This is a genomic window from Citrobacter gillenii, from assembly GCF_013337685.1.
Lineage (GTDB): Bacteria > Pseudomonadota > Gammaproteobacteria > Enterobacterales > Enterobacteriaceae > Citrobacter > Citrobacter gillenii.
This window is the reverse complement of sequence record NZ_SUQN01000002.1, coordinates 486,048-497,457: the sequence shown is the minus strand read 5'-3', so window position 1 is coordinate 497,457 and position 11,410 is coordinate 486,048. Positions and strand designations below refer to the sequence as shown.

Below are 11,410 nucleotides of genomic sequence, written 5' to 3'. Positions count from 1 at the left end.
TTCTGTCCATCCTTCAGGTAATCGTTATCTTATAACCCGTAGGCCTGATAAGGCCGCAGACCTACGGGGCAGGTGATACTCTTTATAGTTACACGTCTAACAGCAGACGCGTTGGATCTTCCAGCAACTCTTTAATGGTCACCAGGAAGCCCACTGACTCACGACCATCGATCAGACGGTGGTCATAAGACAGCGCCAGATACATCATCGGCAGGATTTCAACCTTGCCGTCTACCGCCATCGGCCTGTCTTTGATGGCATGCATACCCAGGATGGCGCTCTGCGGCGGGTTGATGATCGGCGTAGACATCAAGGAACCGAACACACCACCGTTAGTGATAGTGAAGTTCCCGCCCGTCAGATCCTCGACCGTCAACTTGCCGTCGCGACCTTTCACTGCCAGTTCTTTGATATTTTTCTCGATGTCAGCCATACCCAGCAGGTCAACATTGCGCAGAACCGGAGTCACCAGGCCGCGCGGCGTAGAGACCGCCATGCTGACATCAAAGTAGTTGTGATACACCACGTCATCGCCATCGATAGAGGCGTTGACTTCAGGGAAGCGTTTCAGCGCTTCAACCACGGCTTTCACGTAGAACGACATAAAGCCCAGACGGATACCGTGACGTTTTTCAAACGCATCACCGTACTGCTTACGCAGATCCATGATTGGCTTCATGTTGACTTCGTTGAAGGTCGTCAGCATCGCGGTGGAGTTTTTCGCTTCCAGCAGACGCTCGGCCACGCGTTTACGCAGACGGGTCATCGGAACACGTTTCTCACCACGCGCACCCAGTGCAGGTTGAGCGGCAGGTGCGGCTGCCGGTGCTTTGGCTTCCGCTTTCGCTGCCGGAGCTTTAGCCAGATGTTTTTCAACATCTTCACGAGTGATGCGGCCGCCGACACCGGTACCATTAATGGCGCTGGCTTCGAGGTTATGCTCACCCAGCAGGCGACGAATCGCCGGGCTCAGGGCATCGTTATTCTGCTCGGAGAGCGAGGCCTGCTGGCGCTGCGCCGGAGTAGAATCTTTTTCTTCAGACTTGGCGCTGGTCTCTTTCCCGGCGCTGTTACCTTCACGCAGGCGACCGAGGATCTGGCGAGACGTGACGGTTGTCCCTTCATCTTCCAGAACCGCATCAAGAATACCGTCCGCTGATGCCGGTACTTCCAGTACCACTTTGTCAGTTTCGATTTCTACCAGCACTTCATCGCGCTTAACGCTATCGCCCGGTTTTTTATGCCAGGTCGCTACGGTTGCGTCAGCCACAGATTCAGGCAGGTCGGGAACAAGAATATCTACGCTACTCATTATTTATCCTTTATTTAATCGACGTTCAGCGCGTCATTTACCAGATCTTGTTGCTGCTTCTGGTGAACGGACATATACCCTACTGCCGGTGAGGCAGAGGCCGGGCGACCTGCGTAACGCAGAGCAGACCCAAATGGAATCACTTCACGGAAATGATGCTGGCTGCAGTACCATGCGCCCTGGTTGAGCGGCTCTTCCTGGCACCAGACAAAATCATGTACGTGAGCGTACTGTTTCAACACGTCCTGCATCGCTTTATGCGGGAACGGATAAAGCTGTTCGATGCGCACAATGGCAACATCTTTCTGACCATTCTTGCGGCGTTGCTCCAGCAGGTCGTAATAAACCTTACCAGAACACATTACAACGCGCTTCACGCCTTTCGGATCCAGTTCATCAATCTCGCCAATGGCTGGCAGGAACGCACCGTTAGCCAGTTCGTCCAGCGTGGACACTGCCAGCGGATGACGCAGCAATGACTTCGGTGACATCACCACCAGTGGACGGCGCATACCGCGCAGCGCCTGACGACGCAGCATGTGGTACACCTGAGCCGGGGTAGACGGGACGCAAACCTGCATGTTCTGCTCGGCGCAGAGTTGCAGATAACGTTCCAGACGCGCGGAGGAGTGCTCCGGCCCCTGACCTTCATAGCCGTGCGGCAGCAGCATCACCAGACCACACATGCGGCCCCATTTCTGCTCGCCAGAGGAGATGAACTGGTCGATAACCACCTGTGCGCCGTTGGCGAAGTCGCCAAACTGTGCTTCCCAGATGGTCAGCGTGCGCGGCTCAGCCGTGGCGTAGCCGTATTCAAATGCCAGCACCGCTTCTTCAGACAGAACGGAGTCCCATACGCGGAACGTGCCCTGACCGTTATGCACGTGCTGCAATGGGGTGTAGGTTGAACCGTTCGCCTGGTTGTGGATCACCGCATGGCGGTGGAAGAAGGTCCCGCGACCAGAGTCTTCACCCGACAGACGAACCGGAATGCCTTCGTCTACCAGCGTGGCGTAGGCCAGATTCTCAGCGCCACCCCAGTCGAACAGCTTCTCGCCGGCAGCCATTGACTGACGGTCACCGTAAATCTTGGCGACGCGCGACTGCATTTCAACCGCTTCAGGTACGGTACTGATGCGTTTTGCCAGTTCCTGCAAACGCTTCATTTCAACCTTGCTCGGGTAGTTCTCATCCCAATCGTGGTTGAGGTACGGTGACCAGGTGAAGGAGTGCATGTTCATTGGACGCCACTCTTTCACCACGCATTCACCCGCATCTAACGCATCACGATACAGGTTGACCATTTCGGTCGCGTCTTCCAGCGTAACAACTTTATCGGTTTCCAGTTTGTCAGCGTAGATTTTGCGCGGCGTCGGGTGTTTTTTGATTTTCTGATACATCAGCGGCTGGGTTGCGCTCGGCTCGTCGGCTTCGTTATGGCCGTGACGGCGGTAGCACACCAGATCAATGAACACATCGCGTTTAAAGGTATTACGGAAATCCAGCGCCAGACGCGTCACGAAAGCGACCGCTTCCGGGTCATCCGCATTGACGTGGAAAATCGGCGCCATCACCATCTTACCAATGTCGGTGCAATACGGCGTGGAACGCGCATCCAGTGGGTTAGAGGTGGTGAATCCGACCTGGTTGTTGATAACGATACGAACGGTGCCGCCGACTTCGTAGCCGCGCGCTTTCGACATGTTCAGGGTTTCCTGAACCACGCCCTGCCCGGTTACCGCTGCGTCACCGTGAATGGTGATCGGCAGAACTTTATTGCTGCTCGGCTCATCCAGTCTGTCCAGACGCGCACGAACGGAACCGATAACCACCGGGCTGACGATTTCCAGGTGCGACGGGTTAAACGCCAGCGCCAGGTGAACCAGACCGCCTTCGGTTTCGATATCCGATGAGAAGCCCATGTGGTACTTCACGTCACCGGTACCGAGGTGTTCTTTATGTTTGCCCGCAAATTCGTCGAACAGTTCTTGTGGACGTTTACCCAGCACGTTCACCAGCACGTTCAAACGACCACGGTGCGCCATGCCCAGAACCACTTCACGCGTGCCGCTGTTGCCGGCATGGCGAATCATCTCTTTGAGCATCGGAATTAACGCATCGCCGCCTTCCAGCGAGAAGCGTTTAGCACCCGGGAACTTGGCCCCCAGGTAGCGCTCCAGACCTTCAGCTGCGGTCAGTTCACTGAGGAAACGTTTTTTCTCTTCGCCACTGAACGCCGCGCGACCGGATTCGATACGCTGTTGAAGCCAGCGTTTCTCTTCGGTGCTGGTGATGTGCATGTACTCGGCGCCAATCGGGCCGCAGTAAGTTTGCTTCAGTGCTTCCAGTAACTCGCCCAGCTTCATCGTATCTTTGCCACCGGCAAAAGAACCGACGTTAAAGCTTTCCTGAAGATCGGCTTCGGTCAGATCGTGGAAAGACGGATCCAGATCGGCCACGTTTTCTTGCTGCCACAGTCCCAGCGGATCGAGATTCGCATGCTGATGGCCGCGGAAACGGTATGCGTTGATGAGCTGCAGGACTTTAACCTGCTTCACATTGGCATCAGGGTCGGAAATAGAAGAAGAGTAACGTGGGGTAGCCAACGCCTGACGACGGAAATAATCACGCGTTTTTGAATGGAGTTGATCCGGTTTGACTCCGGTACCAGGTAACTGCTGGAACGTCGAACGCCAGTTAGCATCTACCGAGTCAGGGTCGGTTAAGAAGTCTTCATAGAGCTGTTCTATCCAACTCTGGTTCGAACCAGAGAGGTAAGAAGAGTCCAACCAGGCTTTCAAAGCGCTGTTCTGCATCGTGATCCCTTAAGCATCTTTTCTGCTTATTTAATACTCTAAATAGTTCACGTTTCAGGAAGGCGGCAAGCTTGCGAATCCCTGGGAGCTTACAGCCAGTAAGTGACCGGGGTGAGCAAGTGCAGCCAACGGACATGCAACCTGAACTATGACGAGTATTTCGCCGTGGATACTACCACGCATACGCGTATGCGTGCCGGGGTTCACTTGCGAGCTCTTTTTGTTTGGCTCGCGAAGGAACCTTTAAAAACTGTCAGAGATAAGAGGCAGTTTTTAGAGGTTTCCTGCATTAACGATTTGCCTGATGGCGCTTCACTTATCAGGCCTACGGGATTGTACCTGTAGGCCTGATAAGACGTTTACGTCGCCATCCGGCAACAACGACTTATGCACTACGCTTCAGCAGCATCGACTTAATATGGCCGATAGCGCGCGTCGGGTTCAGCCCCTTAGGACATACACTGACGCAGTTCATGATGCTATGGCAGCGGAATACGCTGAAAGCGTCACTTAAACCTTCCAGGCGACTGTCGGTCTCGGTATCGCGACTGTCAATCAGGAAGCGATACGCAGCCAGCAGACCTGCAGGGCCAACAAACTTGTCCGGATTCCACCAGAATGACGGGCAGGACGTTGAGCAGCATGCACATAAAATACATTCATACAGCCCATCGAGCTTCTCACGCTGCTCAGGCATTTGTAAATGCTCACGAGCCGGTGGATTTTTCCCATTATTCAACAAGTAAGGTTTAATCTTCTCATACTGTGCGTAGAATTGCCCCATGTCTACCACCAAATCGCGCACCACCGGTAAACCCGGCAACGGGCGGATGACAATTTTTTTGCCCGGCTGATTCAGCGCAGAAATAGGTGTGATACAGGCCAGACCATTTTTGCCGTTCATGTTCAGGCCGTCGGAGCCACAAACGCCTTCACGGCAAGAGCGACGGAACGACAGTGACGGGTCTTTTTCCTTCAGCTGCATCAACGCATCCAGCAGCATCATGTCGCGACCTTCTTCCGCTTCCAGGGTGTAATCCTGCATATGCGGAGCATCGTCTACGTCCGGGTTATAACGATAAACTGAAAACTCGAGTTTCATTGTCCTGTCTCCGCATTAATAAGTACGAATTTTCGGCGGGAATGCCGGGCGCAGTTTCGGTTCCATGTTGACCTGACGTCGTGTCATGGATTCCGATTCTGGCAGGTACAGGGAATGGCACAGCCAGTTTTCATCGTCACGTTCCGGGAAGTCGAAGCGGCTATGCGCGCCACGGCTTTCGGTACGGAAGTTTGCAGACACCGCCGTGGCGTAAGCAGTTTCCATCAGGTTATCCAACTCCAGACACTCAACGCGCTGGGTGTTGAACTCGCTGGAGGTATCATCCAGACGGGCATTTTTCAGGCGCTCGCGAATCACCTTCAGCTCTTCAAGACCCTTCGCCATCGCGTCACCTTCACGGAATACCGAGAAGTTATGCTGCATACATTCCTGCAGCGCTTTACGGATGACCACAGGATCTTCGCCGTCACGGTTGCCGTTCCAGCGGTTCAGTCGTTCCAGAGAAGCATCAATCTCGTCTTCTGTTGCATCGCGAAGGTCACCCTGCTCGGCGATAGATTCCTGCAGATGCAGACCCACCGCACGACCGAACACCACCAGATCCAGCAGCGAGTTGCCGCCCAGACGGTTGGCGCCGTGAACCGATACGCAGGCGATTTCGCCCACCGCAAACAGCCCAGGAATCACCACGTCTTCGCCCTGCTCGTTCACGGTCAGCGCCTGGCCGGTCACTTTGGTCGGCACGCCGCCCATCATGTAGTGGCAGGTTGGGATAACCGGGATAGGTTCTTTCACCGGGTCAACGTGAGCAAAGGTACGGGAGAGTTCAAGGATGCCCGGCAGACGGGACTCAAGAACCTCTTTACCCAGATGGTCGAGTTTCAGCTTGGCGTGTGGGCCCCATGGACCGTCACAGCCACGACCTTCACGGATTTCGATCATGATAGAACGCGCCACCACGTCACGACCCGCCAGGTCTTTCGCATTCGGGGCATAACGCTCCATAAAGCGCTCACCGTGTTTGTTCAGCAGGTAACCGCCTTCACCACGGCAACCTTCAGTGACCAGAACCCCTGCCCCGGCGATACCGGTTGGGTGGAACTGCCACATTTCCATATCCTGCACCGGTACACCGGCACGGATTGCCATGCCAACGCCGTCACCGGTATTGATATGCGCGTTGGTGGTGGACTGGTAAATACGGCCTGCGCCGCCGGTTGCCAGCACGGTGGCGCGGGCTTTGAAGTAAACCACTTCACCGGTTTCGATACACAGGGCGGTACAGCCGACCACTGCGCCATCGGCGTTTTTCACCAGATCCAGCGCGTACCACTCAGAGAAAATGGTGGTATGGTTTTTCAGGTTCTGCTGATACAGCGTGTGCAACAGCGCATGACCGGTACGGTCAGCTGCTGCTGCAGTACGTGCCGCCTGCTCGCCGCCGAAGTTTTTCGACTGGCCACCAAACGGACGTTGATAGATAGTGCCATCGTCAAGACGCGAGAACGGCAGGCCCATATGGTCCAGTTCCAGAATCGCTTCCGGGCCGGTCTTACACATATATTCAATCGCGTCCTGATCACCAATGTAATCCGACCCTTTAACGGTGTCGTACATGTGCCATTCCCAGTTATCTTCATGGGTATTACCGAGCGCAACGGTGATGCCACCCTGCGCGGAAACGGTATGGGAACGGGTTGGGAACACTTTGGAGAGCAGCGCACAGGTCTGGCCGCTCTGGGAAATTTGCAGCGCCGCGCGCATACCTGCGCCACCGGCACCAATCACAACAGCATCAAATTCTCTGACTGGCAGTTTCATTACACACCCCACACCACAACGAATCCATAAATGACGTAAACCACCAGTGCAACGACAATCGCCAGTTGCAGAATCAGGCGCACAGCCAGTGGTTTAACGTAGTCGGTCAACACCTGCCACATGCCAATCCAGGCATGAATCAAGATAGAAAACAGTGCCAGCAGGGTGAAGACTTTGGTGAATGCCGATGAGAAGAAACCGGTCCAGATTTCCCAGGTCAGCGTGCCACTGGTGGCGAAGAAGCCGACCATATAGATGATGTATAACGTCAGAACGATAGCGGTAGCACGGACCAGAATGAAGTCATGTACGCCGTTGCGTCCTAATGCGGAGGCGTTGCTTACCATACGAGGACTCCTGCGAGAAGTGAAAGCACGACAATGATAACAAAAGAAATTTTGGCAGAACGCGTCCCTGCTTCGAGGGTTTCTTCGATGTAGCCAAAATCCATCAACAGATGGCGAATGCCCATGACGGCGTGGTAGGCCAGCGCTATCAGAATTCCCCACAGAATTAACTCCACAAAGAAGTTATTCATAATGGAAGACGCCGCGAGGAAACCTTCAGGGGAGGAAAGGCTGGTACCCAATAACCACAACAGTATCCCGACCGCCACGAAGGTGATCACTCCAGATACGCGATGGAGAATGGACGCTATCGCCGTGATTGGGAACCGAATCGTTTGCAGATCCAGATTGACAGGTCTTTGTTTTTTCACATTTCTTATCATGAATAACGCCCACATGCTGTTCTTATTATTCCCTTTAGACTTCGGGTACAGAAGATGAAGACTCCTGTTGCCTGAAAGACGACGGGATTTCCTTCCTCCGGTCTGCGTGCGGGTCAGACAGCGTCCTTACTATAACTACGCGTCATATAAAACACTGCTTCCAGTTGCTAAAACGACACGTTACAACGCTGGTTGGCTCGGGATTGCAGGGTATTCCGGAGACCTGGCGGCAGTATAGGACGTTCACAAAATCATTACAATTAACCTACATATAGTTTGTCGGGTTTTATCCCGAACAGTGACATAGGTCACGATAACAACATTATTTTAATTTTTAATCATCTGATTTGACAATCATTAAACAAACTTGTTACAAACGACACCAGAAAAAGCATATAATGCGTAAAAGTTATGGGGTCACTCTTTCACCGATGAGTAAGTTATGTAACAGTGTGGAAAGGTTGACCAATGAATTCAGGACAGTTATTAGTGTAGACAGGTTTAATAATTCGGATTGCTAAGTTGTTGATTTGTTGCTAATTCACCATGAGTTAACTGATTTACCTGCAAGCGCCCATTGCTCTGTACCCTGGTTTTCTCCTCTTCGCAGAGCGGCGAGCCGAATAACAAAGTGGTAACGGTTAATTGATGAGTTGAAACAGATCTCACCTGAGTAGTCTTAAGCAATAAGGCGCTAAGGAGACCGTAAATGGCTGATACTAAAGCAAAACTCACTCTAAACGGTGATACTGCTATCGAACTGGATGTGCTAAAAGGCACGCTCGGTCAGGACGTTATTGATATTCGTAGCCTTGGCTCAAAAGGCATGTTTACTTTTGACCCAGGTTTCACCTCTACCGCATCCTGCGAATCCAAAATTACGTTCATCGACGGTGACGAAGGTATTTTGCTGCATCGCGGCTTCCCGATTGACCAGTTGGCTACCGAATCTAACTATCTGGAAGTGTGTTATATCCTGCTGTACGGTGAAAAACCGACGCAGGAAGAGTACGACGAGTTCAAAACCACGGTCACTCGCCATACCATGATCCACGAGCAGATCACCCGTCTGTTCCACGGTTTCCGCCGCGACTCCCACCCGATGGCCGTGATGTGCGGTGTCACCGGGGCGCTGGCTGCGTTCTACCACGATTCTCTGGACGTGAATAATCCGCGCCATCGTGAAATTGCCGCCTTCCGTCTGCTGTCCAAAATGCCGACCATGGCCGCAATGTGCTACAAATACTCCATCGGCCAGCCGTTTGTTTACCCGCGCAATGACCTGTCTTACGCCGGTAACTTCCTGAACATGATGTTCTCCACGCCGTGCGAAAAATATGAAGTGAATCCGATCCTGGAACGCGCAATGGACCGTATTCTGATCCTGCACGCCGACCACGAACAGAACGCCTCAACCTCTACCGTACGTACCGCGGGCTCTTCTGGCGCTAACCCGTTTGCCTGTATCGCTGCCGGTATTGCTTCCCTGTGGGGACCGGCACACGGCGGCGCAAACGAAGCCGCACTGAAGATGCTGGAAGAAATTAGCTCGGTTAAACACATTCCAGAATTTGTGCGCCGCGCGAAAGACAAAAATGACTCTTTCCGCCTGATGGGCTTTGGTCACCGTGTTTACAAAAACTATGACCCACGCGCCACCGTGATGCGTGAAACCTGCCATGAAGTGCTGAAAGAACTGGGCACTAAAGATGATCTGCTGGAAGTGGCGATGGAGCTTGAGCACATCGCGCTGAACGACCCGTACTTCATCGAGAAGAAACTGTACCCGAACGTCGACTTCTACTCCGGTATCATTCTGAAAGCGATGGGCATTCCGTCTTCCATGTTCACCGTAATCTTTGCCATGGCGCGTACCGTTGGCTGGATTGCTCACTGGAACGAAATGCACACCGACGGCATGAAAATCGCCCGTCCTCGTCAGCTGTACACCGGCTACGACAAGCGTGATTTTAAGGCTGATATTAAGCGCTAATTCTCTGCCGGATGGCGCTATCGCTTATCCGGCCTACGTTTTTATTTCCGTAGGCCGGATAATCCGCATCTTGCTATGCCCGGCACATTCTTTCTTTTTCTTGACTCCCGTTGTTTTCATCCAGCTTTCTCTATGATTTACTGAGTGTTACTTAATGATACTCAGGAGCATGGGATGCCTGTTTTGCAGTGGGCCGCATTGTTTGTGCTGTCATTACTTCTTTCCCTGCTCTTTTTGTTTATCCATCTCCCGGGACCGCTACTGCTCGGTTCAATGATCGTTGGCATATTGTTCAGTTTGCGTGGCATTGCCCTGCACCCGCCTCGCTGTACCTTTCTTGCTGCGCAGGCCATTCTCGGCTGCATGATTGCGCAAAACCTCACCGGCTCCATTTTTACAACGCTGGCGGCACACTGGCCGGTGGTGATTGCCATCCTGCTGGCGACCCTTATCTCCAGCACCGCAATAGGCTGGCTGTTGGTTCGCTACAGTAAGCTGCCGGGCAATACCGGCGCGTGGGGATCTTCACCTGGCGGCGCGGCGGCAATGGTTGCTATGGCCCAGGAATATGGCGCCGATATCCGTCTGGTGGCGTTTATGCAGTATCTGCGGGTGCTATTGGTGGTTGGCGCTGCGGCACTGGTCACCCGACTGGTAATGGGCGATCGGGCGCAAGCGGTCAGCGAGCAAATGGTCTGGTTTCCGCCGCTGAGCAGCAATTTGTTCAGCACCCTGTTGCTGGCCGTGGTGGCTGGTACTGCCGGACGCTTACTGCGTATACCTTCAGGCGTGATGCTGCTGCCGATGCTGGCTGGCGCGCTGCTGAACGCAGGCGGCGTGATGGTGATTGAACTGCCGGAATGGCTGCTGGCGATAGCCTATATGGCCATCGGTTGGCAAATTGGTCTCGGTTTTGACAAGCAGATTTTTTTTATGGCGCTGCGCCCGTTGCCACAGATCCTGTTGTCCATTTTTTCACTGATGGCGATTTGCGCCGCTATGGCCTGGGGACTGGCGCATTACATGCAGATAGATTTTCTCACTGCCTATCTGGCGACCAGCCCAGGCGGAGTGGACTCCGTCGCGGTAATTGCCGCAGGGAGCCACGCCGATATGGCGCTGATCATGGCGATGCAAACCCTGCGACTGTTCAGCATTTTGCTCACCGGGCCGGCCATCGCCCGCTTTATCTCGGCACATGCGCTGAGAAAACCGCCGTCTTAACGCGGGGCGTTAATCCGGGTGCCCAATCTCCGTCACGGTCGTTCCGGATTTATCCACGGTAAACATAAACTCGGTCATACCACCCGGAAAATTCTGCGTAATATGCAGATTGTTTTTGCCTTTCCAGACATATTCCACGAGATCCGTATCCCCAAGATTTTCTATTTTACGATCCTTACCTGGGGTCAACGTGGGTGTCAGGTTTTGACGGTCCGACCGTGCTTTTCTCAGTGCCTGATACGTTTCTTCCAGCGTCATGGCAGGATAAAAACAACGAGTCTGGGCTCCGTGTTCATAAATATATTCCATATCCCGCGGTCCGGACTCACATTGAGGGGCTACCGATTCAGCAGCACTGGCCGACGCGGCAAAGAAACCGGCTGTTGCGATAAGTAAGGCGGTACAAAAATAACGATTAACATCCATATTCCACTCCTGCTCATCACCTTGA

Annotated in this window: 10 protein-coding genes; 3 read left to right on the top strand and 7 right to left on the bottom strand. The window is 53.4% G+C overall.

Features of this window, described 5'->3' with window-relative positions; translation table 11 throughout:
• Positions 1 to 88: 88 nt before the first annotated feature.
• From odhB to sdhC, 6 genes are all read right to left on the bottom strand, one after another.
• Positions 89 to 1,312 (bottom strand): 2-oxoglutarate dehydrogenase complex dihydrolipoyllysine-residue succinyltransferase, encoded by a 1,224-nt coding sequence (gene odhB, locus FCH32_RS06100; protein ID WP_117342254.1) that lies wholly within the window; start codon positions 1,310 to 1,312, stop codon positions 89 to 91.
• Between the two features lie 14 nt (positions 1,313 to 1,326).
• On the bottom strand, positions 1,327 to 4,128 hold the full coding sequence (sucA, locus tag FCH32_RS06095) for a 2-oxoglutarate dehydrogenase E1 component (RefSeq protein ID WP_117342253.1): 2,802 nt from the start codon (positions 4,126 to 4,128) through the stop codon (positions 1,327 to 1,329).
• A 385-nt stretch (positions 4,129 to 4,513) separates the two neighbouring features.
• Complete coding sequence (gene sdhB, locus FCH32_RS06090) at positions 4,514 to 5,230, bottom strand: succinate dehydrogenase iron-sulfur subunit SdhB (RefSeq protein WP_115259048.1); 717 nt, start codon at positions 5,228 to 5,230, stop codon at positions 4,514 to 4,516.
• A 15-nt stretch (positions 5,231 to 5,245) separates the two neighbouring features.
• Entirely contained in the window at positions 5,246 to 7,012 is a 1,767-nt protein-coding gene (gene sdhA / locus FCH32_RS06085; RefSeq protein WP_115259049.1) for a succinate dehydrogenase flavoprotein subunit, read from the bottom strand.
• Positions 7,012 to 7,359, bottom strand: coding sequence for a succinate dehydrogenase membrane anchor subunit (gene sdhD, locus FCH32_RS06080; protein ID WP_115259050.1), 348 nt, complete (start codon positions 7,357 to 7,359; stop codon positions 7,012 to 7,014). The genes sdhA and sdhD overlap by 1 nt, the downstream gene beginning before the upstream one ends.
• Positions 7,353 to 7,757, bottom strand: a complete 405-nt coding sequence (sdhC, locus tag FCH32_RS06075; protein ID WP_161959010.1) for a succinate dehydrogenase cytochrome b556 subunit — start codon at positions 7,755 to 7,757, stop codon at positions 7,353 to 7,355. The genes sdhD and sdhC overlap by 7 nt, the downstream gene beginning before the upstream one ends.
• Before the next feature lie 383 nt (positions 7,758 to 8,140).
• On the opposite strand from sdhC, the gene FCH32_RS23420 reads away from it, so the two are divergent.
• The 3 genes from FCH32_RS23420 (at position 8,141) to FCH32_RS06065 (ending at position 10,959) form a co-directional block, all read left to right on the top strand.
• Positions 8,141 to 8,263 carry a hypothetical protein gene (locus tag FCH32_RS23420; RefSeq protein ID WP_420022523.1) on the top strand — a complete coding sequence of 41 codons (123 nt, stop codon included), beginning with the start codon at positions 8,141 to 8,143 and terminating at the stop codon, positions 8,261 to 8,263.
• 188 nt (positions 8,264 to 8,451) lie between these two features.
• Positions 8,452 to 9,735 carry a citrate synthase gene (locus FCH32_RS06070; protein WP_115259051.1) on the top strand — a complete coding sequence of 428 codons (1,284 nt, stop codon included), beginning with the start codon at positions 8,452 to 8,454 and terminating at the stop codon, positions 9,733 to 9,735.
• 174 nt (positions 9,736 to 9,909) lie between these two features.
• On the top strand, positions 9,910 to 10,959 hold the full coding sequence (locus FCH32_RS06065) for an AbrB family transcriptional regulator (protein ID WP_115259052.1): 1,050 nt from the start codon (positions 9,910 to 9,912) through the stop codon (positions 10,957 to 10,959).
• Positions 10,960 to 10,968: 9 nt separating this feature from the next.
• Here the strand turns inward: FCH32_RS06065 and FCH32_RS06060 are convergent, their stop codons facing one another.
• Positions 10,969 to 11,385 carry a hypothetical protein gene (locus tag FCH32_RS06060; RefSeq protein WP_115259053.1) on the bottom strand — a complete coding sequence of 139 codons (417 nt, stop codon included), beginning with the start codon at positions 11,383 to 11,385 and terminating at the stop codon, positions 10,969 to 10,971.
• Between the last annotated feature and the right edge of the window lie 25 nt (positions 11,386 to 11,410).